Raw genomic sequence first — 25,527 nt, forward strand, 5'->3', positions numbered from 1 at the left:
TCGAATCCCTTCATCCCCCGCCCCCGACGTTCAGGGACACATCGAGGAACGGACCGTAATCCTCGCTGCCGAGGATGTCGACGGAACCGGAACCAGCCAGGTCGGCATACTGACCGTTGACCGCATCGGCGTCCGGGACGATCGCAGTTCCTCCGTGGACGTCGCGCGCCAGTTCTTCGTCGTAGTGCTCCCTGAACCAGTCGACACGGTCCTGGCCCGTCTCCTGGGCGATCAGCTCCTCCGCCAGCTTCACCAACTTGCCGCCGCCTGACCCGCCGCCTCGCGCGATCCACAGGACCAGGCCCAGGACAAGCAGACACACCAGCACGATGACCACGGCGGCGATCATGAGCTTGGTGCGCCAGGAGCCTTTGCGTCCGCCCCGGGATCTGTCGGCCTTCGCACCGGAGTCCAGCCCCACGGCCCGGGACTGCCGGCCATCCGGGCGCCCCACGTACTGCGGCTACCGCGGGTGCCCGGGCTGCCGGGCCTGCTGCGACTGCCCCTGCGGGATATCACCACCCCCGGGACCGAACTGGCCGACCGTGTCCCCGGAAGCGAGTCTCCGCAGGCCGGTGATGCCCAGATCCGGATGAGAGGGGTCGTCGAGAATCGCGTCGTAGCTAGCGCGCCGCGAGGGCTCGGCGAAGACGCCGAGAGCCACCTACGGTCCAGCCCGATCGACTCGTAGAGGTTGTACTGGGCCATCTCCGGCCTTCCTTTCGACAGGGTCGAGCGAATTCATCCCCGTCCACGGGGACGAACCCACGGCCGCCGTGGATGTTGACCCACCGCTCTGGAAAGCCGGCGCAGACGTGACGGCACCATCGCTCAGCAACCACACATTAGATTCCTTGCAGTTATGTGCGTCACAAACTGCCAGACCTTTCATCCGTCCACGAGACTTCCGGGCGCAACCTCCGCCGGTGCCGCATTTGAGTCAGGCCATCCCCGGCGAACTCATGACCTGCGGGATATATTCAGTACACCTATACCCACCGAGCACGGTAATTGGTGTTTCCGCCACCCCAAGCGTCTGTCGTCTGATGTCAAGGTCTAGTGTGATTGAACCGTGACCGATCAACAAACCACCGTGAAAAACCGGACCCGTCCACACCCCAGAGAGAAGATCACCGCCCGCGCCCTCATCGTCTGGGGTGCGGCGGTCTCGGTCTACATCGCCGCCATCGCCAGCCGCACCTCCTTCGGGGTGGCCGGCGTGGAGGCCATCGACCGCTTCGAGGTCGACGCCTCGCGCATCGCCGTGTTCACCGCCGTGCAGGTCGGCGTCTACGCGGCCGCACAGATCCCGACCGGACTGTTGATCGACCGGTTCGGGCCGCGCCGCCTGCTCATCGCCGGCGCGCTGATCATGGGCCTGGGCCAGGTCCTGCTGGGTGTGACGGCCAACTACTGGGTGGCCATCATCGCCCGCGTGCTCATCGGCGGCGGCGACGCCACGGCGTTCCTCTCGGTCATGCGCCTGCTGCCCTACTGGTTCCCCATGCGCCACGCGCCGGTCTTCGCGCAGCTGTCCGCCGGCCTCGGCCAGCTGGGCCAGTTCGTCTCCGCCGTGCCCTTCCTCGCGCTGCTGGTCGGCGACGGCTGGGTCGTCTCCTTCGTCTCCCTGGGCTCGGTCACCGTCCTGGTCGGCCTGGCCGCCGCCGTCGCCGTCTCGGACAGCCCCGATCCGGTCGAGGACGCCCACGGGCCGAAGGACGCCCACGGGGCCAAGGCCCACGGCCCCTCGCTGCGGACCCGGATCAAGGCCGTGATCACCAGCTCGGTGTGTTGGCAGGCCTTCTTCATCCACTTCACCTCGATGGTCCCGCAGGCCACCTTCACCCTGCTGTGGGGCGTGCCGCTGATGACCCTGGGCATGGGACTCTCCGGCGCCCAGGCCGGCACCGCCCTGACCGTCAACACCGTCGTGATCATCCTGGCCGGCCCGTTCCACGGCATGGTCTCCGCCCGCCTGGGCGCGCGCCGCGACAGCGCCGTGTTCATCGCGGTGGCGGTCAGCTTCGCCTTCTGGATCTACCTGTTCTCCTCGGACGCCCCGCGCGGGTTCACCGCGGCGATCCTGATGAACGTCATGCTCGGCGCGACGACCCCGGTGTCCAACTTCGGCTTCGACTACGTCCGCGAGCGCATGCCGCGTGAGGCCGTCGCCACCGGCACCGGCCTGGGCAACATGGGCGGCTTCGTCGCCACGATGGTCGCCGCCGAGGCGATGGGCTTCCTGCTCGACCACTCCGCGGCCGGCCACCAGAACTACGCCTGGGCCGACTTCCAGGTCGGTTGGATCGCGCTCCTGGTCATCATGGTCATCGGCGTGATCGGCATGCTCGGCGCACGCTTCGCCGTCTCCCGGCGCACCACGGCGGCCCCGGCCGGCGGCACCGGCCGCGAGGTCCGCTTCATCGAGCAGTCCGACGACTAGGCGGTAAATTACTTCAACGGGTTTCCTCGCCCCGCCGCCCCGGCGGGGTGCACCGGGCCGGCTTTCTCAGCCGGCCCGGTTTTTCTGTGCGGCCACGGCGCGGGCGGCCTGCGGTCCAGCTGCCCGGCGCTGCTGTGATTCAGCGGCGCGGGGGCTCCTGGCGGCCGGTGAGGATGTCGATGACGCTGCGCACGGCGGCCTCGCCGACGCCGCCGATGTTGTCGGCGGTCAGCGTCGGGAACTCGCGGGCGTGCTCCCCGTCGCCCGGGCGCTGCGCGTGGCGCGCGGGGTCGGTGTCGGAGGCGGGGTTGTCGGCGACGACGGTCAGCGTCTGGCAGTCACCGTCGAGGGTCACCGAGGCGCCGGCGGAGACCCCGGCGGTGCGGGCGGCGGCGACAAGCGCCTCGAGGTCGGCGAGGGTCGCGGTGTTCAGGTCCACGGTCAAGGAGAGGCTCATGGCCCCGAGCGTATCCGTGCGCGGGGCTCCCCGGCAGCCGGAGAGCGGGCGACCGGGGAAAGATCAGGGTCCTCCCCCATCCCGCCCCGGAGGCTGACCGCCGCGGGCCCGGCACGCCCGAGCTACGGCTCCAGGGTGTCCTCACCCCAGAAGACGCGGTCGACCACCTTGCGCGCCCGGCGGGTGCGCCGCAGGTAGTTTTCGAGGAACTGCTGGTACTCGTTGGGCGCCCAGCCGGCGGCCGCGGCGACGGCCACCAGCTGCGGGCCCGGCTGGGGCAGTTGGTCGATGCGCTTGCCGCGGGCGAGCACCAGGGCGTTGCGGGCGTGCGTCGCCGCGATCCAGGCGTCGCGCAGGCAGTCGGCGTCGGCGGCGTCGAGGATGTCCTCCTCCTTGAGCACCTCGAGGCACTCGAGGGTGGAGGTGTTGTGCAGCCGCGGGCACTCGTGGGCGTGCTCGAGGATGAGCAGCTGGACGGTCCACTCCACGTCGGTCAGCCCGCCGCGGCCCAGCTTGGTGTGGGTGCTGCGGTCCGCGCCGCGGGGCAGGCGCTCGTCGTCGATGCGCGCCTTCATCCGGCGCACCTCGCGCAGCGTGGCCTGCGAGGCCCCACCCTCGGGGTAGCGCACCGGATCGATGACCTCGAGGAAGGCGCGGGCGGCCTCGGGGTCGCCGGCCACCGGGGCCGCGCGCAGGAGCGCGACGGTCTCCCAGACCTCGCCCCACTGCGTGTAGTAGCGCCGGTAGCTCTCCACCGTGCGCACCGTGGGGCCGCTGCGGCCCTCCGGGCGCAGGCCCAGGTCGACGTCCAGCGGCGGGTCCTGGGAAGGCTTGGCCAGCCGGGCGCGCATCGAGTCGCAGACCTCCACGGCCCACTTGACCGCCTCGGCGTCGTCGACGCCTTCGGCGGGCTCGGCGACGAAGAGGACGTCGGCGTCGGAGCCGTAGCCCAGCTCCGCGCCGCCGAGGCGGCCCATGCTGATCACGGCGATGCGCGCCGGCGGCTCCTCGGCGCCGTCGGCGGCCAGGCGGGCGCGCACCTCGGCGCGGATGGCGGCGTCGAGCACCGCCTCCCAGATCGCGGAGAGCGCCCGGCAGACCTCGGGCACGTCGAGGAAGCCGAGCAGGTCGGCCGCGGCGATGCGGGCCAGTTCGGTGCGCCGCAGCGAGCGGGCCACCCCGATGGCCCGGTCCGGGTCGGCGTGCCGCTTGGAGGCGGCCACCAGGGAGCGGGCGACGGTCTCGCTCGAGGTGTCGGTCAGCTTCGGGCCGGAGGCGCCGTCGCCGAGCATGCGCACGATGTCCGGGTTGGCGACGATCAGGTCCGCGGTGAACTGGGAGGTGCCCAGGATGTGCATGAGGCGCTGGCCGACCACGCCCTCGTCGCGCAGCAGGCGCAAAAACCAGCGGCGGGTGTAGGCGGCCTCGGAGAGCTTGCGGTAGTTGAGCAGGCCGGAGTCCGGGTCGGCCGTGTCACCCAGCCAGTCCATCAGGGTCGGCAGCAGCAGCGCCTGGATCTTCGCCTTGCGCGTGGAGCCGGCCGCCAGGGCCTGCAGGTGCTCGAAGGCACGCCCCGGGAACTTGTAGCCCAGCGCGCCCAGCTGCAGCTTCGCCGCGTCCGGGGAGAGCTTGAGCGCGTCGACGGTCAGCGTGACCACGCTCTTGAGCAGCGGGCGGTAGAACAGGCGCGAGTGCAGCTCGGAGACTAGCCGGCGCACGCGGCGCAGCTCGTGGGAGAGGTGGTCGGCGGAGTCGCCGTCGGCGTCCGGGGCGAAGCCGGCGGTGCGCGCCAGCCAGATCCAGGCGTCCTGGTCGCCGGGCTCCGGCAGGGTGTGGGTGCGCCGCAGGCGGTGCAGCTGCAGGCGGTGCTCGAGGGTGCGGATGAAGACGTAGGCGTCGCGCAGGTCGTGGCCGTCCTCGCGGCCGACGTAGCCGCCGCGGACCAGCTCGCCGAGCGCGGCGACGGTGGCGGTGGTGCGCAGCGACTCGTCGGAGCGGCCGTGGACCATCTGCAGCAGCTGGATGGCGAACTCGACGTCGCGCAGGCCCCCGCGGCCGAGCTTGAGCTCGCGGTCCTTCAGGTCCGCGGGCACGGACTCGAGCACCCGGGAGCGCATGGCCTGGACGTCGTCGACGAAGTCGTCGCGCCGGCTGGCCGCCCAGATCATCGGGGCGAGCTGCTCGTGGTAGTCCTCGCCGAGCGGCAGGTAGCCGGTCTGCGGGCGGTTCTTCAGCAGCGCCTGGAACTCCCAGGTCTCCGCCCAGCGCTTGTAGTAGGTCACGTGCGAGTCGAGCGTGCGCACGAGCGCGCCGGAGCGGCCCTCGGGACGCAGGTTGGCGTCGACGTCGAAGAAGCACTTCGAGCCGATGCGGGCGAACTCGCCGGCCAGGCGGGTCAGCTTCGGGGAGACCTCGTCGACGACGAAGACGACGTCGACGTCGGAGATGTAGTTCAGCTCGCGCGCGCCGCACTTGCCCATGGCGATCACCGCCAGGCGCCCGTCGAGCGGGGCGTCCTTGTAGACGCTGGCCACCGCCACGGCCAGCGCCGCTGTCAGCGCAGCGTCGGCGAGGTCGCTGAGCAGGCCGGTCACGGTAGCGAAGGGCAGGGTGGGCCCGCCGGGGTGGCGCTTGGTGGTCGGGTAGGTGCCGGCCAGGTCGTGGGCGGCCACCCGGGTGAGCAGGTCGCGGTAGGCGACCTTGAGCGCGCGGCCGGCCTCCGGGCCGGTCAGCCCGGCGCGGTAGGTGCCGGCGGTCTCCAGGTTCTCCGCGGCCGGGTCCTCACGGCCGTCGGCGGCCGGCTCGGCGAACTCGGCCGGGCGCGCCTCGACGGCGGTGAGCACGGAGCGCAGCATCTCGGCGCGGTCGGGCAGCTCGCCGAGCAGCTCGCGCCAACGCGCGGCGTGGGCCACGAGGTGGTCGCCGAGGGCCGCCGAGCCTCCGACCAGCGCGAAGTAGCGCACGCGCAGGGCCTCGTCAGCGGTGAGCTCCGCCGTCAGCTCGCCGGCGCCGGCGCCGGCGCCGGCGGCGCCAGCCTTGTCCACGCCCGCGGGCGGGGCCGCATCGGCGTCACCCGCGGCGTCGGCAATCGCGGCGACGAGGCGCACGGTGGTGTTGAGCGCGAGGTCGGGGTCGCCGCAGCCGGCCATCGCCCAGAGCAGGTCGTTGTGGGCGCCGTCGTCCCAGCCGAGGTCGACGAGGTCCTCGGCCGCGTGCGGGCCGGTCAGCCCGAGCACGGCGGCGCGCGGGGTGCGGGCGCGTTCGGTCGCCATCTGCTCGCGTGCCTCCCTCAGTAGTCCAGCAGGCGGGCCAGCTCCCAGGAGGTGATCTGCTCCTGGTAGCGGTGCCACTCGTCCCACTTAGCGCGCAGGAAGTACTCGTAGACGTGCTCGCCGAGGATCTCTGCCATCAGCTCGCTGGACTCGAACTTCTTCAGCGCGTGATCCAGGGAGCGCGGCAGGTCGACGTAGCCCATCGCGCGGCGCTCGCGGCGGGAGAGCAGCGAGATGTTGTCCTCGGCCGGGTCCTCGAGCTCGTACTCCTCGCGGATGCCCTTCAGGCCGGCGCCGAGCAGCACCGCGTAGGTCAGGTAGGGGTTGCAGCCGGCGTCGATGCTGCGCACCTCGACCCGGCGCGACTCCTCCTTGGTCAGCCGGTAGGTGGGCACGCGCACCAGCGCGGAGCGGTTGGAGACACCCCAGGTCGCGGCCGTGGGCGCCTCGTTGCCGAACATGATGCGTTTGTAGGAGTTGACCCACTGGTTGGTCACCGCGGAGATCTCCGGGGTGTGGCGCAGGATGCCGGCGATGAACTGCTTGGCCGTCACGGACAGGGAGAAGTGGTCGTCCGGGTCGTGGAAGGCGTTGGTCTCGCCCTCGAAGAGCGACATGTGCGAGTGCATCGCCGAGCCCGCGAACTCCTTGAAGGGCTTGGGCATGAAGCTGGCGCGCACGCCGTTGGCGGTGGCGACCTGCTTGACCACGTAGCGGAAGGTCATGATGTTGTCCGCCATGGTCAGCGCGTCCGCGTGCCGCAGGTCGATCTCCTGCTGGCCGGGCGCGGTCTCGTGGTGGGAGAACTCGGTGGCGATGCCCATCGACTCGAGCGCGACCATCGCCTCGCGGCGGAACTTGGGCACCTCGTTCTGGCTGGCCTGGTCGAAGTAGCCGCCGTTGTCGGTGGGCAGCGCCTGGTCGATCCGCCCCTCAGGCAGCTTGAGCAGGAAGAACTCGATCTCCGGGGAGATCATGCAGTCGAAGCCGTCGGCCGCGGCGGACTGCACCTGACGGCGCAGCACCTGGCGCGGGTCGGAGAGCGAGGGCTGGCCGTCCGGCATGGAGATGTCGCAGAACATCCGCGCCGCCCGGATCTCCGGCTGGTCCCGGTCGAACGGCATCAGCTGGAAGGTCGAGGGGTCGGGGCGCAGGATCGTGTCGGCCTCGGAGAGGCGCGCGAAGCCCTCGACCGAGGAGCCGTCGAAGCCCACGCCCTCCTCGAAGGCGCCCTCGAGCTCGGACGGCGACATCATCACCGACTTCAGGTAGCCCTGGATGTCGGTGAACCACAACCGGATGAACCGGACGTCGCGTTCCTCGACCTTGCGCAGCACGAATTCCTGTTGGCTGTCCATGTCCCCCACCCTACTGGCCCCTGGTGGGCGGGGGTGGCCGCTTGACGACGTCGCGCCTGCGTGCACGATGCGTTCCAGTCGCCGTTCGAACACATGGGGGTGGCTTGTCACGCCCGTGCAGTTCACTGTGGATTGTTCGCACATTCCACCGAACACCTAAGCGAGGCAGAAATGCACACGGACAACACGGACCACACCGCTCACACCGACGACTTCGACCCCACCGGTTTCTTCGACTCCTTCTCCGACTCTTTCTCTGACTCTTTCGGGTCCTCCCCCTTCGACCCCTTCGAGCCCCTGGACGGTTCCGGGCTCTTTGACGAGGCGGACCGCTACCGCCGGCGGCTGTGGGAGGACTGTCTGGACGCGGTGCGCGACGCGGCGTCGCGCGGCTGGCGCCCCGGCGACCTGCGCCACCTGTGCGGGCCGCAGGTCGAGTACTTCTGCTTCGTCGCCGCGGGCGACCTCGGCGTCGAGGTGCCCTGGCCGATGCGCGAGCTGTGGCTGCGCGAGGTCGAGCCGCCCATCGAGTCGCGGCTGAGCGTGCCCGTGCTCGAGGACCTGCGCCTGGCGCTCACGCGCACCCAGGTCCACCTGGGCGCGACCCCGACCGCGCCCTCGGGCGGGCGGCTCTCCCCGGCGGCCGAGAAGATCGCCCGGCGGGTGCGCGCCCTGCTGGACAAGGCGACCTCGACGAACTACCCGGCCGAGGCCGAGTCGCTGACGGCGGCGGCCCACCGGCTGCGCCGGCGCCATCTGATCGACTCGATCGACGCGGCCGGCGTCGGCGGGGCCGGAGGTTCCGGCTCGGGTCGGGCCGGCGCCGAGGTCGCCGAGGTCGCCGAGGCGCGGGTCTACCTGGACTCGCCCTGGGTGCGCCACCAGTTCCTGCTGCTGGTCAACGTCGCCGCCGCCGGCTCCTGCCGGTGCGTGCTGGTGCACCGCTGCGGCATCGTCGCCGTCTTCGGCGCCCCGGACGACCTCGACCACGTCGTCGACCTCTTCGCCAGCCTCAACCGGCAGCGCGCCCACTTCATGACCACCGGCCCGGGCGCGCGGGCGGCCGCGGCCCGGAAGGCCACCTCCGCCTACCGGCGTTCCTTCCAGGTCTCGTACGCCCGCCACATCGGCGAGCTTCTGGCAGAGGCAGAGGAACAGGTGACCGTGGAGGCCACCGTCGACAGGCGCGACACCGCCGCGGCGCTGCCGGTGCTCGCCGACCGGGCCCGGCGCGCCGAGGAGGCCTGCTCCGAGGCCTTCCCGCAGACCTCGACGATGTCGCTGTCCGCGCGCGACTCAGCCGGCTACCTCGACGGGTGGCGGGCCGCCGAGCGCAGCCGGCTCGGCGGCGACTCCGCCGGGGTGCACGGGCCGCACGCTCTGCCGGGCGGTGTCTCCGACGGCTCGTCCGGTTCGCCGCGGGCGGCCTGAGCACGGACGGGGCGGGCGCCTCCCCGGCGGCGGGGCCGAGGGGTCGCGGGGCCGCTAACATCAGAGGCGGAGAAGTCAGATTCAGACGCACGCATGAGACGGGAAAGGCGGTGGGTGCTGAGGTGAGCACCTTCCTGGAGATCGAACAGACCTATGCGGCCCCGGCCACGACCGAGGTGCCGGACCTGACCCGCATCGCGGAGATCGACCTGGTCGGCAGCACCGACGAGCACTTCCTCAAGGCGCTCTACTTCGACACCCCGGACCTGCGCCTGGCCCGTGAGAAGATCACCCTGCGCCGGCGCACCGGCGGCCACGACGACGGCTGGCACCTCAAGCTGCCCGGCCGCGAGGGCCGCATGGAGATCGGTGCGGCGCTCGACGAGTCGCCCGACGGCGAGACCGTGCCGGAGTCGCTGGTCCAGCGGGTGCGCGCGATCGTGCGCACCCAGCCGCTGGTGCCGGTCGCCGAGGTGGACAACCACCGCCGCGAGTCCGTGCTGCTCGGCCCCGACGGACACCCGGTCGCCCACTTCTGCGACGACCGCGTCGACGCCGAGGCGCTCCTCGAGGGCGGGGAGACGACCTCCTGGCGCGAGTGGGAGCTCGAGCTGACCCCGGAGACGGCGGGCACCGCCGTGGGCCGCGGCGTGCTCGAGTCCGGCACCGAGGTCTTCGCCAGCGTGGGCGCGCGGATCTCCGACTCCCCGTCGAAGCTGGTGCGCGCCCTCGGCTCGACCATGCAGACCGCGCCGGTTCCGCCGCGGCCGACCGAGTTCGAGAGCCCGAACGCCGACGACGACCCCTTCGCCGGCATCCTCACCGCGCTGGTCGAGGCGCGCGGCCGCCTGCTGGCCGCAGACCCCGGCGCGCGCACCGGCCGGGCCTCGGCGATGCGGGACATGCTCACCGCCACCCGCGAGATCCGCAGCCTGATCAGCCTGTTCGCCGATCTCTTCGTCAACTCCGAGGCCGGCGACGAGCGCCTGGACCACCTGCTGCACGACGCCGCGCGCCTGGCCGCGCTGGCCCGGGTGCTCGAGGACGCCGACCGCGCCCACGAGGTGGACAAGCGCATGCGCCTACTCCTCGACGAGGACCAGACCGGGCTGGTCGGCGACGACGCCCCGGGCCGGCTGACCCAGGCGACGCGCTCGCGGCTGACCCGCTCGCGCGGTCGCGTCGTCGCGGCCCTGGAGTCGGAGGATTACCTGGCCGTGCTCGACGACCTGGACGAGGTGCTCGCCGCCCCGCCGGCCCCCGAGCGTGCCGAGCGGATCAAGGCCACGGCGATCATCGTGCGCGAGATCAAGCGCGCCTACATCGAGTTCCGCAACCTGCGCCGGGACGCCCTGGACACCATCGATGACCCGGCGGGCACCCACCGTGAGCTCGCGCAGCTCTTCGGCGAGATGCTCGTGGCCACCCAGACGCTGCAGACCGCGGCCACGCTGGCCCGCCGCCTGACCCCCTACCGCGGCAGCCGGCTCGAGGAGCAGGCGGGCAAGCTGGTCGCCGTGCTCGGCCAGGCGGCCGTCGCCGACGACACCGCCGCGGTCATCCACCGCCGCGCCCGCCAGGCGGCCCGCCGGGGCGTGGACACCTTCGGCTACGGGGTGCTCTACCAGGCGGAGATGCAGCGATTCGGCGAGGTCGCTGAGCAGGCCGACGCCCGCCGCGACAAGACCCGCAAGGCCTACCGCCGCTTCAAGAAGTCGATCGCCGGCTGACGTTCGGTCAAGCGGCGCGCAGCCGGCTGACGCTCAGCCGGCTGTCCCCCACGCCGGCGCGCCCACTTTCCCCGTGGTGTGCGCCGGCGTTTCTTACGTCAGTTCTCCTCGCCCTCCCAGGCCTTGTCCTGCTCGTCGAACTCCTCGTTGCGCTCGGCGGCGGTCTTGAGGGCCTCGCGGGCCTCGGCCTCGGTGTCGTAGGGGCCCATCCGGTTCTCCCAGGAACCGGTCTTGCCCTGGGTGACCTCGCCGGTCGAGGGGTCGAAGTAGAACTTGTCGTCCTGGGCGGCCATGGCTGATCCTTTCCGTCGGGGTTGATCCGCCGCCAGCCTACCCGCGGTTAGAGTGGACCCGTCCCGGTTCGGCGCCGCCTCATGTGCGGCCCGAGCCCCACCGCCGTTCCCGGAGGCTTCCCCCGTAGATGTCCCACGAACCTGACTTCACCAGCACCGACCCGCGCGGCGCCGAGCTCGCCGCCGAGGCCGCCCGCCGTCACGCCGCGCGCACCGGCGCCGCCCCGCGGGCGACCGCCTCGGCGCCGGGCACTTTCCCGGTGCTCGGCGAGGCGGCCGACTACTACGGCGGCGCGGTCGTCGTCGCCACCGCCGCCCTGCGCGCCGGTCTGGCCGTCAGCCCGCGCGGCGACGGCACGGTCACAGTGGAGTACACCGGCCCGGAGGGCACGTTCACCGACGCCACCGACTTCGAGACCCTGGAGAAGCTCGCCGCCGAGCAGGAGCCGGAGATCGACGAGGAGGGCCGCGAGATCGAGCCGCCGGCACCCTCAGGCGGGCTCGCGGTGCGCTTCGGCGGGGTGGCCTGGACCCTGCTGCACCGCCAGCAGATCCCCCGCGAGACCTCCGGGCTGGACGTCACCGTCTGCACCGACATCCCGGCCGACGCCGGGCTCGGCGCGCTCTCGGCGGCCGACGTCGCGCTCGCCCTGGCGCTGCACTCGCTCGACGCGCAGGCCGTCGACGACGTGCCCGGCCGCGCGAAACTGGCCGAGGCCTGCACCCAGGGGGTGGCGATGTTCTCCGAGGTGCCGGCCATGCGGGCCCGGCACACCGTCGCGCTGCGCGGGCGCGCCGACTCGCTGACGGTCATCGACTACTCGGACGGCTCGGCCGCTCCGGTGGTCTCCCCCTTCGGCCGCGGGCTGACCGCGGTCGTCGTCGCCGACCACGCCGGCGCGCCCGTCCGCCGCGACAAGGGCGTGCCCGTGGTGCGCGCACGTCGCCGCTTCCTCGACCACGCCACGCACGCCTTCGGCACCGACTCGCTGCGCAGGCTGCCGGACGCGAACGCGCGCACCGCCGACTGGCTCGACGCCGTCCACGAGGTGCACGGCGCCGAGGGCACGCCGGAGACCGACGAGGTCCGCGAGTGGCTGGGCTTCTGGGAGCGCGAGACCGCCCGCGCGCTGCGCCTGGGCGCGGCGCTGCGCTCCCGCCACGTCGACGACGCCCTGGAGCTGCTCGCCGAGTCCGACCTGGACCAGGCCTCGCGCTACTCGGCCGCCCCGGATCCGGGGAAGGTCTCGGCGGCCGCCCGCTCGGCCGGGGCACGGGTGGCGCGCGCCTGCTGCCTGGCCACGGACGAGGCCGCCCTGGCGGTGCTGCCCGCCGAGGGCGACGCGGCGCTGAGCGTCAAGGACTTCACTGCGAAGCTGACTGAGGCCGCCGCGGGCTCCCCGCTCGTCGTCGAGCTGGGCTCGGGCTCGCCGGCCGCGCTCGAGGGCGAGGCCGCCGGAGAGCAGGCCGCCGGAAAGTAGGCAGCCGCACCAGCCGACCGGCCCGCCCACAGGCCCAGCCGCCCCCACACAGACGAAAGCGCCCGGTGCTGCTCCACGTGGAGCAGCACCGGGCGCCGACGTTTCCGGACCGGGCCCTCCTACACCGAGACCGAGCCCAGCGCGGCGAAGGCGCGGCGCACCAGCACCTCCGGGTCCGCGGGCTTTCCGGCGTCGACCAGCTCGGTGTAGGTGTGGGCGGCCGCGCCGGCGGCGGCACCGGCGGCCCCGATGAACACGCGGGCCTCGAGCTCCGGCAGGTCCGGGTCGCGCTCGGCGACGAGTGCCAGCAGCGGCTGCTCGAACTCCTCGCGCACGCGCACGCGCGCGTCCGCCGGCAGGGCGAAGTTGAGCACGTCGCTGACGCGCACGATCACGGACAGCGGCCCGGGCGCGCCCTCGCGGGCGGTCAGGCCGCACACGGTCGCTTCCTCCAGGGCCGCCAGCAGCGGCTGGTCCTTGGGCGCGGCGCGCAGCTCGTCGATGAGCAGGGTGACCTGGCCGACGACGTACTCGAGCAGCGCGTCCTCCCGGGAGGAGAAGTAGTTGTGGAAGGTGCGCGGTGAGACGCCCGCTTCCTCAGCGATCGCCGCGACGGTCAGTGCCTCGGTGCCGCGCTCGAACAGGATGCGCGCGGCCGAGTCGATGATCGCGGCGCGCGTCGCGGCCTTCTTGGTGTCCCACAGTCCGGCCATGCCGGTTCTCCTCCTCCGGTCCGCCACCGGGCCTTTTCGTGGCCCTCGATTCTACGCTGCCCGGAACTACATCAGTGCGACCCGGCACCCGCGGAGACCGCGGTGCTGCCGCCGCCGACCCCGCCGGCCCCGCCGGACTCCTCGGCGCCCTCGGACGCCGCGGCCGGGGCCTCGAGGTCCTTGAGTCCCTCGCCCTCGATGTCGACGTTGGGCAGGATGCGGTCGATCCACTTCGGCAGCCACCAGGCCTGGTCGCCGAGCAGGAACATCGTGGCCGGGATGATCATCATGCGCACCACGAAGGCGTCGAAGACGATGGCCGCCGCCAGGGCGAAGCCCATGGTCTTGATGAAGGGCATGTCCTGCAGGGCGAAGGCCGCGAAGACGCTGGTCATGATCAGCGCGGCCGCCGTGACCACGCGGGCGCCGTGCTTGAATCCGTTGGCGGTGGCGTTACCGGCGGTCTTGCCGTGGTGGTAGCCCTCGCGCATGCGGGTGACCAGGAAGACCTCGTAGTCCATGGCCAGGCCGAAGACCAGTCCGATGAGCATGATCGGCAGGAAGCTCAGCAGCGGCTGCGGGTCCTCGACGATGCCGCCCCAGCCCTCCTGGAAGAGGGCCACGGTCACGCCGAAGGTCGCGGCCACCGACAGCCCGAAGCCGAGCGCGGCGATCAGCGGCACCCAGATCGAGCGGAAGACGAGCATGAGCACCAGGAAGGCGAGCACCAGCACGATGGCGATGTACGGCAGGAGCACGTCGGCCAGACGCTCGGACATGTCGTCGAAGATCGGGGTGGCGCCGGTGACGCCGTAGCTGGCGCCGGTCTCCTCGTGGAAGTCCGTTTCGTGGGCGCGCAGGTCCACCAGCGTCTGCGAGGTCACCGCGTCGGTGGCCCCGCCGGTCGGGGTGATCAGCACCTGGGCGGCGTCGCCGGCCTCGGAGACGCCGACGATCTGGGCGTTCTCCACGCCGTCGATGGCGGAGAAGTCCTCGACGGCCTGGCCGTAGACGGCCATGTTCTTCTGGGCGGCCATCTGCGCGGCCTGCTGCGGGTCGGCGCCCGCGGCGGCCTCCGCAGCGTCGGCGTCCTCGGGAGCCTCGATCAGCGCGATCATCGGGGCGTTGCGCCCGTCGCCGAAGGCCTCGGCGGTCGTCTCGTAGGCGGTGCGCTGCGGCGAGCCCAGCGTCGCCGAGCCGTCGGTGGGCATCGCCAGGCGCATGTTGGCCGCCGGGATGGCCAGCAGGCCGAGCACGATCACGCCCGCACCGAGGACCAGCCACGGGTGGGCGCGGACCTTGCGCACCCACAGCAGGCCCATGGTCGGCTTCTCGTCCTCGGGGTCCGGGACCTTGGGCCCGGGCACGCGGCCGGCGAAGGCGCGGGTGCCCAGCAGCCCCAGCAGGGCGGGCAGGAAGGTCACGGCGACGAGCACGGCGATGGCCACCGTCACCGCGGCGGACAGGGCCATCCACGTCAGGAACGGGATGTTGATGATGGACAGCGCCCCCAGGGCGATGAGCACGGTGGTGCCGGCGAAGACCACGGAGGTGCCGGCGGTGCCCGTGGCCACGCCCATCGTGTGCGCGCGCTGCTCACGGCTGAGCCCGCGCAGCAGCTCGGCCACGCCCTTGGGGTCGGTGTCGTAGGCGCCGGCCGCCGCGATGAGCTCGTTGCGGAAGCGCGAGGTGATGAACAGCGCGTAGTCGATGCCGACGGCCAGGCCGATCATGGAGGCCAGCACCGGAGTCATCTGGTTGATGTCGTCGGAGAAGACGGTGCACAGGCGCACGCCCAGCACGCCGAGGGCCACGCCGACCACGGCGGTGATCAGCGGCATACCGGCGGCGACCATGGAGCCGAAGGTGACCAGGAGGACCACGGCGGCGACGGCCAGGCCGATCAGCTCGGAGGTCATGCCGATCTCGTCGGCGCCGTTGAAGGCGTTGCCGTTGTAGGAGACCTCGAGGCCGTCCTGCCCGTCATGCTCATCGAGCACCCCGGTCACGGCGTCGAGGTCACCCTCGGGAATGTCCATCGCGGTCTCGGCGTCGAAGGTGACCTGGATTGTGCCGGTGGTCTTGTCCCCGCTCAGCGGGCTGACCGCTGCGATGTCCTTCTCGATCTTGTCCTCCGGCACGCCCTGGGCGGCCAGCTGCTGCGTCATCTGCTGGCGCATGCCGGCGGCGGCCATGACCGGGCTGACCAGAGGCTGCTCCCCGGTCTCCTCGAGCGCACCGGTCCCGCGCAGGTCCTCGATCAGCGCGTCGACGGCTTGGGCGTTCCCGGGGTCGGCGAGCGTGCCGTCCTCGGCCTTGACCACGACCGAGCCGCTGGGCTCGCCGATCGCGTCGCCGGCCTCGGGGAAGTACTCCTGCATCTTCTCCTGGGTCTCGACGGCCTCGAGCCCCGGGATGTTGAAGTTCGTCGACGGTGCCTTGGCGAATGCTCCGGCCAGGCCGCCGACGGCGACCAGGAGTATCAGCCACACGGCCAGAAACGGCCATTTCATCCGGTAGGCCGTGCGGCCCACCTTGTAGAGGAATTTCGACATATGTGTCCTTCTCGGGAAAGTCGGTTACCCGGTTCCCCCTCCCGCGCGACTGCCCCGTGCAGCCGATGGGAGGGTTTGCACAATGAGCGCAAACCCTTCGCGGGAAGGGCCGCCTCACCTGTGCCGCCCCGCCCCGAAACCCCGGATGCTGTCCGCGGCCGGGTGCGGGGGTACTCTGGTTCACCGCGAATGAGTCGGCCCACGGGAGCCGCGGCGCAGCGAACCGGCCGGTTCAACCGGTCAGGCGCACACGTCGAGGAAAGTCCGGACTCCGCAGAGCACGGTGGTTGCTAACGGCAACCCGGGGCGACCCGAGGGCACAGTGCAACAGAGAGCAGACCGCCGCGCCGGTTCGCCGGCGCGGTAAGGGTGAAAGGGTGCGGTAAGAGCGCACCGGCGGGTCAGGTGACTGGCCCGGCCAGGTAAACCCCACCGGGAGCAAGGCACCGAGGTCCCACCTCCGGGCGGGCCGGGAGCGGACGTTCGAGGGCTGCTCGCCCGAGTCCGCAGGTAGCTGCTTGAGGCGGCCGGCGACGGTCGACCCAGATGGATGGTTCCCGCGGCCCCCGCCGAAAGGTGGGGGACGACAGAATCCGGCTTACCGGCCGGCTCATTCGCCCCACTTCTTTCTCAATTTCCGACGTCGCGCCGCACCCGGGGGGCGGGTGCGCGGGACGTCGCTGCCGCGCGGCGTCGTCAATTGCCGACGCCGCGCGCCACTCAGCGCGGCAGGCCGCCGGTGACGTTGACGGCGCGCACCGTCCCGGCGCCGTCGGTGAACTCGACCACGGAGACGCCTGCGAGGTCCAGGAAGACGTTGCCGAAGGTGTGCGCGTCGCCGCCGAGCGCGTTGGCCAGCACGGACTTGATCGGGTTGACGTGCGAGACCGCGAGCACGGTCTTGCCGGCGTACTTCTCGAGCACGCCGTCGAGCCAGCGCGAGACGCGCTTGTGCAGGTCGGCGAGCGACTCGCCGTTGGGCGGGGCGATCGTGGGGTCGGCCAGCCAGTCGGTGTGGGCCTCGCCCGCGCGCTCGTGGGCCTGGGTGTAGGTGAGCCCCTCGAAGTCGCCGAAGTCGACCTCGATGAGGCCCTCGTCGACGTCCACCGCGAGCGAGAGGGCGTCGGCGCAGAACTGCGCGGTCTCCCGTGCCCGCTTCAGCGGCGAGCAGACGATGGCGTCGATGCCGCCGCGGGCGCGGATGAGCGCGGCGGCCGCGGCGGCCTGGTCACGGCCGGTCTCGGTCAGGGCCGGGTTGGCGTGCCCGGAGTAGTAGCCGGCCGCCGAGTAGGCGGTCTGGCCGTGGCGCAGCAGGATCAGCCGGGTGGTCGTCCCGCCCGGCGCGCGCCACCGCTCGGGCCCGCTCGCGGCGGGCGCGGACTTGGCGGGCTTCTCCCCCGCCTCGGACTCGGTGCCCGTGGAGCCGGCACCGGTGGACTCGGCGGCGATCTCGCCGACGGGGTGGCCGGCCTTGGCGGCGTCCATGGCCTTGTTGGCCAGCTCGTCGGCCTCGGCGTTCTCCTTGCGCGGCACCCAGGTGTAGCTGACCGAGTCGAAGCCGGCGGCGATGCGATTCGCCTCCATGGCCAGCTTCTTCATGCCGGGGTGCTTGATCTTCCAGCGCCCGGACATCTGCTCGACGACGAGCTTGGAGTCCATGCGCACTTCGACGGCACGCGCGCCCAGCTCGGCGGCGGCGGTCAGCCCGTTGATCAGGCCCTGGTACTCGGCGACGTTGTTGCTGGCCTTCGTGCCCACCACCCAGGCGATGCGGCGCAGCACCTCGCCGGTGGCGGGGTCGGAGACGATCGAGCCGCAGCCGGCCACCCCGGGGTTGCCCCGGGAGCCGCCGTCGGCCTGGACCCGCAGCAGGTCCGCCGCCATCAGGCGACGCCCCGCACGAGGTAGGTGCCGCAGTTGGGGCACTCGGGAAGCTCATCGGCCGGGGCCGCGGCGATGCGCGAGCGGTCGGCGGCCGGCAGCACCATGTAGCAGCCGGAGCAGGAGCGGCCGTTGAAGCGGGCCACCCCGACGTTGTTCTCGGCGCGCCGCGAGTCGTAGGCGGCCAGCACCTCGGCGTCGAGGTCCGCGCGCAGCTCGTCGACGCGGGCCGCGGGGTCCTCCGGGACAGGCGCCGCACCGGCGGCGACCTCGGCCTCGGCGACCTTCTTGTCCAGTTCTTCGAGGTCCTGGACCTGGCGGTCGTAGTTGCCGCGCAGGGCGTGGACCTCGTTGTGGCACTCCATGAGCTCGCTCATCAGGTCCGCGATGCGCGACTTGGCCGCGTACCGGTCGTGCTCGAGGTCGCGGCGCTTCTCCTTGTCGGTCTCGGCGGTCAGCTGACGCTTGTCGTCACGCTCCCGGGCGCGCAGGCGACGCTCGTCCTCCTGGATGCGCAGGATCTCCGCCTCCATGTCGGTGACGGCCAGCTTGGCCGAGGCGACGGAGCGCTGGGCGCGCTTGCGGCGCTCGGTGAGCTTGGCCAGCTCCTTGTCCTCCTCGGTCTGCTGCGGGGCGTCGCCGCCGGCGGCGATGCGGCGCTCGAGATCGGCCAGCTGGAGCAGACGCTGCTGGGCGGCGGGGTCGAGTTTCACGGTCAGTGTGGTCCTTTTCTGCGGGTTGTGGGTTTCTCGGTTACTCGGGATTACTCCGGTCACTTGCCGGCCGGGTGCGCCGACAGGGTCCAGGGGTCGGTGCGCAGACCGATGATCTCGGTGTCCACCCCGGTGCGCCCGGCGATCAGCTCCGCGGCCTGGCCCGTCCAGGGGAACTCGCTGGCCCAGTGGGCGGTGTCCACCACGGCCGGTCCCGCGGCGCGCAGGTACTCGTCGACGGGGTGGTGGCGCAGGTCGGAGGTGACGTAGACGTCCACGTCGAGCCCGCGCACGGCGTCGAGGAAGCTGTCGCCGGCGCCGGAAGAGACGGCCACCCGGCGCACGATCCGCTCGGGGTCGCCGGCGGCGCGCACGCCCCCGACGGTCTCGGGCAGGCGGTCGGCCACGCGCTGGACGAACTCCTTCAGCGGCATCGGCCGGTCGAGCTCGCCGACGCGCCCCAGGCCGGGCAGGGTCTCCGGGTCGCCGGTGGGGGCCATCTCCACGATGTCGAAGGCCGGCTCCTCGTAGGGGTGCGCGGCGCGCAGCGCGGTGATCAGCTGGCGCCGGCGCGCCCGCGGGGCGGTGAAGACCACGCGGGTCTCGGTGGCGGAGTAGAGCTCGCCGACTTCGCCCTCGGTGGGGTCGGCGCCCTCGTCCGGGCGGAACTGTCCGGTGCCCTCGTAAGCGAAGGCGCAGTGGGAGTAGTCTCCGATCTCGCCGGCGCCGGCGGCGAAGAGCGCGTCGGTGACCTTCTTCAGGTCGGCCGGCGGCACGTGCACGCCCCAGTGGTCCAGCAGCGCGGCGCCGCCGGCGTCCTCGGCCGCGACGATCGGCGCGCCCGGGTGGACCCCGAGCAGCTCGGCGAGGCGGTCGTTGACGCCGGGGCGGGCGGCGTCGGCGTTGGTGTGGGCCGCAAACAGCGCGACCCCGCCGCGGATCAGGGTGTGCAGCACCTTGCCCTTCGGGGTGTCGGCTGCGACGGTGCTCGTCCCGCGCAGCAGCAGCGGGTGGTGGACCACCAGCATGTCCGCGCCGATTTCCACCGCGCGCTCGGCGACCTGCTGGGTGCACTCGAGGGCGAAGGCGACCTTGTCCACCTTCGCCTCGGGGTCGCCGCAGATCAGGCCGACCCGGTCCCAGCTCTCGGCGAGCCGGGGCGGGTAGGCCGTGTCGAGGACCGAGCGGATCGTCTCGACGGTTGCCGTGGTCGCCATGGTCTGCGTCCTCCCTGTCTGTGTCCTCGGCCGCCCCGGTCTCACGGGGCGGCCCTCCGGATTCCGTGGCCAGTCTAGCGGTGCCCCGCGACCGCCCCGCACGACGCCGCCGCGGGGTTTCTGCCATGCTGGACTCCCGTGAGACGCGTGAGCCATCTGCTGCTGGACCTCGACGGCACCCTGGTCGACACCTTCCCCGGGGTGCGCGCCGGTCTGCTGCACGCCCTGGACACCCTGGGCCACCCGCACCCGGACGAGGCCTTCCTCGCCGGCATCGCCGGTCCCCCGATGGAGGAGACACTCACCGCCGCCGGGGTGCCCGCCGAGCAGGTGCCCGCGGGGCTGAAGGCCTACCTCGACTACGCCGCCGGCGGCGGGTGGCTTCAGGCCAGCCCCTTCCCCGGGGTGGCGGAGCTGCTGGCCGGCTGGCACGACGAGGGCCTGGTGCTGGCCACCGCGACCTCCAAGGGCGAACACTTCGCCCGCATCACCCTCGAGCACTTCGGTCTGCTCGACTACATCGACTTCCTCGGCGCCGCCCAGGAGGACGGCCCGCGGCGCACCAAGACCGCGGTGCTCGAGCACACGCTCACCAACCTGGGGCTGAAGGGCCCGAAACCGCCGGCGCTGATGATCGGCGACCGCATCCACGACTTCGACGGCGCGCGGGCCTTCGGCATCGACTCGGTGGCCGTGGCCTGGGGCTACGGCACCGACGCCGAGCGCGCCCACGCGATCGCCGTCGCCGCCGACCCCGCTGAACTGGAGAGGATCGTCCATGACCGCACCCGCTGACAAGCCCCTGCACATCTCCTTCGTGTGCACCGGCAACATCTGCCGCTCCCCCATGGCGGAGATCATCACCCGCGACGCGCTCGCCGAGGCCGGGCTGGCCGACCAGGTGCGCGTCGACTCCTGCGGCATCGGCGGCTGGCACGTCGGCCAGCACGCAGACGACCGCGCCCGCGCCGAGCTTGCCGCCCACGGCCACGACTCCGGGGACTTCCGCGCCCACCAGTTCGGCCCCGCGGACGCCGAGGCCGACCTCATCGTCGCCCTGGCCGCCAACCACCGCGCCGAGCTCAAGGCCCGCGGCGCGGAGCCCGACAAGATCCGCCTGCTGCGCTCCTTCGACCCCGCCGCCGAGGAGAACGCGTCCGTCGACGACCCCTACTACGGCGGGCCCGAGGGCTTTTCCGTCACCTACGAGGAGATCACCGCGGCCGTGCCCGGCATCCTCGACTGGGCCCGCGCCCGCCTCGGCAACTGAGCAGCCTCGGAGTCGGAGCGCGCGCCCGCCCCGGGTAGGCTCGGGGACCGTGAGCAGCACGACGAGTGACCGAACGACGCCGCGGGGACGCCGCCGCGGCTCCGCCCTCTCGGCCTTCCTCAAGCCCGGGTGGTTCCTGGCCGTCGTGCTCATCATCGCCTTCTCCTACTTCGCCTTCACCTTCCTGGCGCCCTGGCAGCTGGGCAAGAACGAGGCGATCGGTGAGCGCAACGAGCGCATCGAGACCGCCTTCCACACCGACCCGGTGTCCTACGACGAGATTTTCGACGCCCGCGGCGCCGTCGCCGAAGACGACGAATGGCGCCGTGTGACGGTGACCGGGCACTACGTGCCTGAGGCCGAGACCGTGCTGCGCATGCGCCCGGTCGAGGGCACCCCCTCCGTGCAGGTGCTCACCCCGTTGAAGATGGACGACGGCCGCCTCGTGCTGGTCAACCGCGGCTGGCAGCAGGCCCGCGGCGCGGAGGTCCCCGACTTCGACGCGGCCCCCGACGGCGAGGTGACCGTCACCGCGGTGGCCCGGCGCAACGAGTCCACCCCGGACCGCGAGCCGATGGAGGGGGAGGGCCACCTGCAGGTCTACGGCATCGACACCGGCCAGATCTCGCAGGCCACCGGCGTGGAGCTGGGGCAAGACTTCGTGCAGCTCTCCGACGAGGACCAGCCCGGCGTGCTCAACCCGATGCCGATCCCGAAGCTGGACCGCGGCTCGCACCTGTCCTACGGCCTGCAGTGGATCGCCTTCGGCATCATGGCCCCGGCCGGCCTCGGCTACTTCATCTGGGCCGAGCTCAAGGAGCGCCGCCGCGTCGACGACGAGGAGTCCGAAATGGCCGGCGCCGCAGGCGCAGGCCCCGACGCCGACGGTGCGGGGAGCGGCGACGACGAGGGGCGCGACGTCGGCAAGCGGACGCGGCGCGGGGCACGCGCGCGGTTCAACGACATGCTCTGGGACGACGACGATCTCTCGGAGCCGCCGGCCGACGCGAAGACGCACGAGCACTCGCGCAGCGTGGCGGACCGCTACGGCGGGGCGCGCCACGACGACTACGCGAAGTTCGCCCGCCGCGACGAGGAACGGTTCTAGGCGTTCACATGGTGCGCCCCGACGGACTCGAACCGCCGACCGCTCGGGTGTAAACCGAGTGCTCTCCCAACTGAGCTAGGGGCGCCTGAAAGGACCCGTCGAGATTAACACGGGCCTTTCCCGCTCTACTTGCGGGTCGAGCCGCGCTGGACGAGGCAGGAGCCCTGCCAGTCGCCGAGGCGCTCCGAGGCGGTCTGGACCAGGCCAGCCAGCTGCGCGGACTCGGCGATCACGCCGGTCTCGATCGCGCCGGGGCGCCCGGTGGCCGGGGTCATCAGCCAGACACGGCCGGACTCGTCGAGGGGCCGCACGGCGTCGACCAGGCCGTCGACCAGGTCGCCGTCCTCGTCGCGGAACCACATCAGGACCACGTCGCAGATCTCGTCGGTGTCGTCCTCGAGCAGGTTCTCCCCCAGCACGTGCTCGATCGACTCTGAGATGGAGCTGTCGCAGTCCTCGTCCCAGCCCACCTCCTGCACGACCTGCCCGCGGGTGATGTCGAGCTGGCGGGCGTACTCGTCGGCCACCGTTGAAGATCCTTCCTTTGTGGTTGAGCCCACACCGCGGACGTGCCGGGCGCGGGCGGAATGTCTTTTCTCGCAGGATACAGGCTGAACCCCGGCTCGGCAGAGTCCGCAACACCACACGCCCGGTGCGCCCCACCCGCGCCACCCCCGGAGCTCGCGCCCGCGCCCGCGCACGAGGAATCGCTAGGCTCGGGGCGAATAGGTTGTACCAACCCGAAAGAGGAAAACCCATGGCCGACAGCCCCCTCGGCGGCTCCCGCGCCGACGACACGAACTTCGCCATCATCCGCGACGGCGTCGCCTCCTACCTCAGCGACTCCGACCCGGAGGAGACCCGCGAGTGGATGGACTCGCTCGACGGCCTGCTCGAGCACGCCACCCCCGAACGCGCGCGCTTCCTGATGCTGCGCCTGCTCGAGCGGGCCTCGGCCAAGCGCGTGCCGCTGCCGCCGATGCTGTCGACCGACTTCGTCAACACCATCCCCACCTCCTCCGAGCCCGAGTTCCCCGGCGACGAGGAGGTGGAGAAGCGCTACCGCCGCTGGATCCGCTGGAACGCCGCGATCATGGTGCACCGCGCCCAGCGCCCCGAGATCGGGGTCGGCGGCCACATCTCCACCTACGCCGGCGCCGCGCCGCTCTACGAGGTCGGCTTCAACCACTTCTTCCGCGGCAAGGACCACCCGGGCGGCGGCGACCAGATCTTCTTCCAGGGCCACGCCTCGCCGGGCATGTACGCCCGCGCCTTCCTCGAGGGCCGCCTGACCGAGGACGACCTCGACGGCTTCCGCCAGGAGGTCTCCCGACCCCAGGGCGGGCTGCCCAGCTACCCGCACCCACACGGCATGCCGGGCTTCTGGGAGTTCCCCACCGTGTCCATGGGCCTGGGCCCGCTGGACGCCATCTACCAGGCGCGCTTCAACCGCTACCTGCACAACCGCGGCCTGAAGGACACCTCGCAGCAGCACGTGTGGGCCTTCCTCGGCGACGGCGAGATGGACGAGCCCGAGTCGCGCGGCGCGATCCACCAGGCCGCCCTGAACAACCTGGACAACCTGACCTTCGTGGTCAACTGCAACCTGCAGCGCCTCGACGGCCCGGTGCGCGGCAACACCCAGATCATCCAGGAGCTGGAGAGCTTCTTCCGCGGCGCCGGCTGGTCCGTGATCAAGGTGATCTGGGGCCGGGAGTGGGACGAGCTGCTGGACAAGGACAAGGACGGCGCCCTGGTGGAGATCATGAACTCCACCCCGGACGGCGACTACCAGACCTTCAAGGCCAACGATGGCGCCTACGTGCGCGAGCACTTCTTCGGCCGCGACCCGCGCACCCTCAAGCTGGTCGAGGACATGACCGACGAGGAGATCTGGGCGCTGCGCCGCGGCGGCCACGACTACCGCAAGATCTACGCCGCCTACAAGCGCGCCATGGAGACCAAGGACCGCCCGACGGTCATCCTCGCCCACACCATCAAGGGCTACGGCCTGGGCCACAACTTCGAGGGCCGCAACGCGACCCACCAGATGAAGAAGCTGACCCTCGACGACCTCAAGCTCTTCCGCGACAAGCAGGACATCCCGATCTCCGACGCGGACCTGGAGAAGGACCCGACCCTGCCGCCGTACTTCCACCCCGGCGAGGACGACGAGGTCATCCGCTACATGAAGGAGCGCCGCAAGGAGCTCGGCGGCTACCTGCCCGAGCGCCGCACCGACTACGAGCCGCTCGAGGTCCCGCCGCTGGACAAGCTCAAGAGCGCGCGCAAGGGCTCCGGCAAGCAGGAGGTGGCCACCACCATGGCCACCGTGCGCACCTTCAAGGACCTGATGCGCGACAAGAAGCTCAAGGAGCGCCTGGTGCCGATCATCCCGGACGAGGCGCGCACCTTCGGCATGGACTCCTGGTTCCCGACGCTGAAGATCTACAACCCGCACGGCCAGAACTACGTGCCGGTCGACCACGACCTGATGCTGTCCTACCGCGAGGCCACCGACGGCCAGATCCTGCACGAGGGCATCAGCGAGGCTGGCTCCGTGGCCAGCTTCATCGCCGCGGGCACCAGCTACGCCACCGAGGGGCTGGCGATGATCCCGATCTACGTCTTCTACTCGATGTTCGGGTTCCAGCGCACCGGTGACTCGATCTGGGCGGCCGGCGACCAGATGGCCCGCGGCTTCCTGCTGGGCGCGACCGCCGGGCGCACCACGCTGACCGGCGAGGGCCTGCAGCACATGGACGGCCACTCGCAGATCCTGGCCTCGACCAACCCGGCCGTGGTCTCCTACGACCCGGCCTTCGCCTTCGAGATCGCCCACCTGGTCCACCGCGGCATCGACCGCATGTACGGCCCGGACGGCGGCGAGAGCGTCATCTACTACCTGACGATCTACAACGAGCCGACCCACCAGCCGGCCGAGCCGGAGGACCTCGACGTCGAGGGCCTGCACCGCGGCATCTACCGCTACTCGGACGGCTCCGAGATCGAGGGCGCGGACGGCGCCGAGCACGAGGCCTCCATCCTGGCCTCCGGCATCGGCATGCAGGCCGCCCTGGAGGCGCAGAGGATCCTGGCCGCCGAGTACTCGGTGCGCGCCAACATCTTCTCGGTGACCTCCTGGGTCGAGCTGGCCCGCGAGGGCGCGCGCATCAACAAGCACGCCCTGCAGCACCCGGCGGAGAAGGCCCCGGAGCCCTTCGCCACCAGCCAGCTGAAGAAGGCCGCCGGCCCCTACGTGGCGGTCTCCGACTTCGCCACAGACCTGCAGGAGCAGATCCGCGCCTTCGTGCCCGGCGACTACACGGTGCTGGGCACCGACGGCTTCGGATTCTCCGACACCCGCCCGGCCGCGCGCCGCTTCTTCAACACCGACGCGCCCAGCGTGGTCGTCGCCGTGCTCGCCGGCCTGGCCCGTGCGGGCGAGATCGACGTGCACGTGGCCGCCGACGCCGCCGAGAAGTTCCACCTGGACGATCCGACCCAGGCCTAGGTTCCAGTGACCTTGGTCCTGGGCCCCAGGTCCCAGGTCCCGGGCCCGGAAAGGTAAGCCCCGCCGGTTCCCGGCGGGGCTTTCTGCTGCG

Annotated in this window: 19 protein-coding genes, 1 tRNA gene and 1 other RNA gene; 9 read left to right on the plus strand and 12 right to left on the minus strand. The window is 71.9% G+C overall.

All coding sequences use genetic code 11. From position 1 onward, the window contains the following. Nucleotides 1-10: 10 nt before the first annotated feature. Complete coding sequence (locus tag QQA02_RS01750; RefSeq protein ID WP_284863101.1) at nt 11-421, minus strand: hypothetical protein; 411 nt, start codon at nt 419-421, stop codon at nt 11-13. 672 nt (nt 422-1,093) lie between these two features. Here QQA02_RS01750 and QQA02_RS01755 point away from each other — a divergent pair. Further along, a complete protein-coding gene (locus tag QQA02_RS01755) occupies nt 1,094-2,443 on the plus strand; it encodes an MFS transporter (RefSeq protein ID WP_350309446.1) in 1,350 nt (449 codons plus the stop codon). Nucleotides 2,444-2,582: 139 nt separating this feature from the next. Here QQA02_RS01755 and QQA02_RS01760 read toward each other — a convergent pair whose 3' ends face one another. The 3 genes from QQA02_RS01760 to QQA02_RS01770 all read right to left on the minus strand — a co-directional run bounded on the left by QQA02_RS01760 (nt 2,583) and on the right by QQA02_RS01770 (nt 7,530). Then, nucleotides 2,583-2,900 carry a Cgl2226 family protein gene (locus QQA02_RS01760; protein ID WP_284863103.1) on the minus strand — a complete coding sequence of 106 codons (318 nt, stop codon included), beginning with the start codon at nt 2,898-2,900 and terminating at the stop codon, nt 2,583-2,585. Between the two features lie 122 nt (nt 2,901-3,022). Next, nucleotides 3,023-6,172 carry a bifunctional [glutamine synthetase] adenylyltransferase/[glutamine synthetase]-adenylyl-L-tyrosine phosphorylase gene (locus QQA02_RS01765; RefSeq protein ID WP_284863104.1) on the minus strand — a complete coding sequence of 1,050 codons (3,150 nt, stop codon included), beginning with the start codon at nt 6,170-6,172 and terminating at the stop codon, nt 3,023-3,025. Between the two features lie 17 nt (nt 6,173-6,189). Next, on the minus strand, nt 6,190-7,530 hold the full coding sequence (locus QQA02_RS01770) for a glutamine synthetase family protein (RefSeq protein ID WP_284863105.1): 1,341 nt from the start codon (nt 7,528-7,530) through the stop codon (nt 6,190-6,192). Between the two features lie 171 nt (nt 7,531-7,701). On the opposite strand from QQA02_RS01770, the gene QQA02_RS01775 reads away from it, so the two are divergent. Both QQA02_RS01775 and QQA02_RS01780 read left to right on the plus strand, forming a co-directional pair. Then, nucleotides 7,702-8,961 carry a DUF2786 domain-containing protein gene (locus tag QQA02_RS01775; RefSeq protein ID WP_284863107.1) on the plus strand — a complete coding sequence of 420 codons (1,260 nt, stop codon included), beginning with the start codon at nt 7,702-7,704 and terminating at the stop codon, nt 8,959-8,961. A 122-nt stretch (nt 8,962-9,083) separates the two neighbouring features. Further along, nucleotides 9,084-10,691 carry a CHAD domain-containing protein gene (locus tag QQA02_RS01780; protein WP_284863108.1) on the plus strand — a complete coding sequence of 536 codons (1,608 nt, stop codon included), beginning with the start codon at nt 9,084-9,086 and terminating at the stop codon, nt 10,689-10,691. A 98-nt stretch (nt 10,692-10,789) separates the two neighbouring features. On the opposite strand, the gene QQA02_RS01785 is transcribed toward QQA02_RS01780, so the two are convergent. Next, nucleotides 10,790-10,984 carry a hypothetical protein gene (locus tag QQA02_RS01785; protein ID WP_284775947.1) on the minus strand — a complete coding sequence of 65 codons (195 nt, stop codon included), beginning with the start codon at nt 10,982-10,984 and terminating at the stop codon, nt 10,790-10,792. Between the two features lie 128 nt (nt 10,985-11,112). Here QQA02_RS01785 and QQA02_RS01790 point away from each other — a divergent pair, with 128 nt between their 5' ends. Further along, nucleotides 11,113-12,465, plus strand: a complete 1,353-nt coding sequence (locus QQA02_RS01790; protein ID WP_284775946.1) for a galactokinase — start codon at nt 11,113-11,115, stop codon at nt 12,463-12,465. A gap of 119 nt (nt 12,466-12,584) precedes the next feature. On the opposite strand, the gene QQA02_RS01795 is transcribed toward QQA02_RS01790, so the two are convergent. Both QQA02_RS01795 and QQA02_RS01800 read right to left on the minus strand, forming a co-directional pair. After that, nucleotides 12,585-13,178, minus strand: coding sequence for a TetR/AcrR family transcriptional regulator (locus QQA02_RS01795; protein ID WP_284773372.1), 594 nt, complete (start codon nt 13,176-13,178; stop codon nt 12,585-12,587). A 71-nt stretch (nt 13,179-13,249) separates the two neighbouring features. Further along, the gene (locus QQA02_RS01800; protein WP_284863109.1) at nt 13,250-15,733 is read right to left on the minus strand and encodes an MMPL family transporter; all 2,484 of its coding nucleotides are present in this window, start codon (nt 15,731-15,733) and stop codon (nt 13,250-13,252) included. 190 nt (nt 15,734-15,923) lie between these two features. Here QQA02_RS01800 and rnpB point away from each other — a divergent pair. Next, nucleotides 15,924-16,350, plus strand: an RNA gene (rnpB, locus tag QQA02_RS01805) — RNase P RNA component class A. Nucleotides 16,351-16,453: 103 nt separating this feature from the next. Here rnpB and QQA02_RS01810 read toward each other — a convergent pair. From QQA02_RS01810 to QQA02_RS01820, 3 genes are read right to left on the minus strand one after another with little or no spacing between them, the layout of a single operon-like run. Continuing rightward, nucleotides 16,454-17,617, minus strand: a complete 1,164-nt coding sequence (locus QQA02_RS01810; protein ID WP_284773375.1) for a bifunctional RNase H/acid phosphatase — start codon at nt 17,615-17,617, stop codon at nt 16,454-16,456. Beyond that, the gene (locus QQA02_RS01815) at nt 17,617-18,327 is read right to left on the minus strand and encodes a zinc ribbon domain-containing protein (protein WP_284773377.1); all 711 of its coding nucleotides are present in this window, start codon (nt 18,325-18,327) and stop codon (nt 17,617-17,619) included. The genes QQA02_RS01810 and QQA02_RS01815 overlap by 1 nt, the downstream gene beginning before the upstream one ends. A gap of 59 nt (nt 18,328-18,386) precedes the next feature. Next, complete coding sequence (locus QQA02_RS01820; protein ID WP_284773379.1) at nt 18,387-19,544, minus strand: Nif3-like dinuclear metal center hexameric protein; 1,158 nt, start codon at nt 19,542-19,544, stop codon at nt 18,387-18,389. A gap of 147 nt (nt 19,545-19,691) precedes the next feature. On the opposite strand from QQA02_RS01820, the gene QQA02_RS01825 reads away from it, so the two are divergent. The 3 genes from QQA02_RS01825 to QQA02_RS01835 are packed head-to-tail and all read left to right on the plus strand — an operon-like array spanning nt 19,692 to nt 21,922. After that, nucleotides 19,692-20,339, plus strand: a complete 648-nt coding sequence (locus QQA02_RS01825) for an HAD hydrolase-like protein (RefSeq protein ID WP_284773381.1) — start codon at nt 19,692-19,694, stop codon at nt 20,337-20,339. Continuing rightward, complete coding sequence (locus QQA02_RS01830) at nt 20,323-20,814, plus strand: low molecular weight protein-tyrosine-phosphatase (RefSeq protein WP_284773383.1); 492 nt, start codon at nt 20,323-20,325, stop codon at nt 20,812-20,814. Before QQA02_RS01825 ends, QQA02_RS01830 begins: the two co-directional genes overlap by 17 nt. Before the next feature lie 49 nt (nt 20,815-20,863). After that, nucleotides 20,864-21,922: an SURF1 family cytochrome oxidase biogenesis protein gene (locus QQA02_RS01835; protein WP_284773386.1), complete on the plus strand. Its 1,059-nt coding sequence runs from the start codon at nt 20,864-20,866 to the stop codon at nt 21,920-21,922. 9 nt (nt 21,923-21,931) lie between these two features. Here the strand turns inward: QQA02_RS01835 and QQA02_RS01840 are convergent. Then, nucleotides 21,932-22,007: transfer RNA gene (locus QQA02_RS01840), tRNA-Val, on the minus strand. 40 nt (nt 22,008-22,047) lie between these two features. Further along, nucleotides 22,048-22,482: a DUF3052 domain-containing protein gene (locus tag QQA02_RS01845; protein WP_423777741.1), complete on the minus strand. Its 435-nt coding sequence runs from the start codon at nt 22,480-22,482 to the stop codon at nt 22,048-22,050. A 197-nt stretch (nt 22,483-22,679) separates the two neighbouring features. Here QQA02_RS01845 and aceE point away from each other — a divergent pair, with 197 nt between their 5' ends. Then, the gene (gene aceE / locus QQA02_RS01850; protein WP_284773388.1) at nt 22,680-25,436 is read left to right on the plus strand and encodes a pyruvate dehydrogenase (acetyl-transferring), homodimeric type; all 2,757 of its coding nucleotides are present in this window, start codon (nt 22,680-22,682) and stop codon (nt 25,434-25,436) included. Nucleotides 25,437-25,527 lie beyond the last annotated feature (91 nt).

Origin of the sequence: Corynebacterium sp. MSK006 (assembly GCF_030232385.1) — a bacterium.
In the GTDB taxonomy this organism is placed as follows: Bacteria; Actinomycetota; Actinomycetes; order Mycobacteriales; family Mycobacteriaceae; genus Corynebacterium; species Corynebacterium frankenforstense_A.

Bases quoted from the DNA above. Each gene is read 5' to 3' on its own strand.
- QQA02_RS01760 (WP_284863103.1), bottom strand. From the start codon at position 2,900: ATGAGCCTCTCCTTGACCGTGGACCTGAACACCGCGACCCTCGCCGAC.
- QQA02_RS01765 (WP_284863104.1), bottom strand. From the start codon at position 6,172: ATGGCGACCGAACGCGCCCGCACCCCGCGCGCCGCCGTGCTCGGGCTG.
- QQA02_RS01770 (WP_284863105.1), bottom strand. From the start codon at position 7,530: ATGGACAGCCAACAGGAATTCGTGCTGCGCAAGGTCGAGGAACGCGAC.
- QQA02_RS01775 (WP_284863107.1), top strand. From the start codon at position 7,702: ATGCACACGGACAACACGGACCACACCGCTCACACCGACGACTTCGAC.
- QQA02_RS01785 (WP_284775947.1), bottom strand. From the start codon at position 10,984: ATGGCCGCCCAGGACGACAAGTTCTACTTCGACCCCTCGACCGGCGAG.
- QQA02_RS01790 (WP_284775946.1), top strand. From the start codon at position 11,113: ATGTCCCACGAACCTGACTTCACCAGCACCGACCCGCGCGGCGCCGAG.
- QQA02_RS01795 (WP_284773372.1), bottom strand. From the start codon at position 13,178: ATGGCCGGACTGTGGGACACCAAGAAGGCCGCGACGCGCGCCGCGATC.
- QQA02_RS01800 (WP_284863109.1), bottom strand. From the start codon at position 15,733: ATGTCGAAATTCCTCTACAAGGTGGGCCGCACGGCCTACCGGATGAAA.
- QQA02_RS01810 (WP_284773375.1), bottom strand. From the start codon at position 17,617: ATGGCGGCGGACCTGCTGCGGGTCCAGGCCGACGGCGGCTCCCGGGGC.
- QQA02_RS01820 (WP_284773379.1), bottom strand. From the start codon at position 19,544: ATGGCGACCACGGCAACCGTCGAGACGATCCGCTCGGTCCTCGACACG.
- QQA02_RS01830 (WP_284773383.1), top strand. From the start codon at position 20,323: ATGACCGCACCCGCTGACAAGCCCCTGCACATCTCCTTCGTGTGCACC.
- aceE (WP_284773388.1), top strand. From the start codon at position 22,680: ATGGCCGACAGCCCCCTCGGCGGCTCCCGCGCCGACGACACGAACTTC.